The sequence below is a fragment of the Burkholderia sp. E168m23 genome, assembly GCF_016586125.1.
In the GTDB taxonomy this organism is placed as follows: domain Bacteria; phylum Pseudomonadota; class Gammaproteobacteria; order Burkholderiales; family Burkholderiaceae; genus Burkholderia; species Burkholderia orbicola.
On record NZ_BCPP01001708.1, the window covers coordinates 1 to 546 of the forward strand.

At 71.6% G+C, this 546-nt stretch carries 1 protein-coding gene; it reads left to right on the forward strand.

Annotated elements, in window-relative coordinates:
- The coding region (locus JMF90_RS39795) for an aminopeptidase P N-terminal domain-containing protein (protein WP_201326624.1) at nucleotides 1-546 on the forward strand (546 nt) is incomplete at both ends.

Below are 546 nucleotides of genomic sequence, written 5' to 3' on the forward strand. Positions count from 1 at the left end.
GCGCCCCTCGATACCGCCATCGCCGTCGACGTCTACCGCCAGCGCCGTGAACGCGTGCTTGCCGCACTGCGTGCCGCGGGCGGCGGCGTCGCCATCGTCCCCACCGCGCCGGAAATGCTGCGCAACCGCGATACGGCCTACCCGTACCGGTTCGACAGCTACTTCCATTACCTGACGGGCTTCACCGAGCCGGACGCCGTGCTCGTGCTGAACGCGGCCGCGCCGCACGGCGCGCCGGAATCGATCCTGTTCTGCCGCGCCAAGAACGTCGACCGCGAGATCTGGGAAGGCTTTCACTACGGCCCCGACGCCGCGCGCGACGCGTTCGGCTTCGACGCGGCCTTCGCGACCGACGTGATCGACACCGAGATGCCGCGCCTGCTCGCCGATGCGGGCACCGTGCACTACCGGTTCGGCGCATCGGCCGACTTCGAGCGCCAGCTCGCCGGCTGGATCGACGCGGTGCGCGCACAGGCACGCGCGGGCGTCGCCGCACCGGACGCGCTGCTCGACCTCACGCCGCTGCTCGACGACATGCGGCTCGTG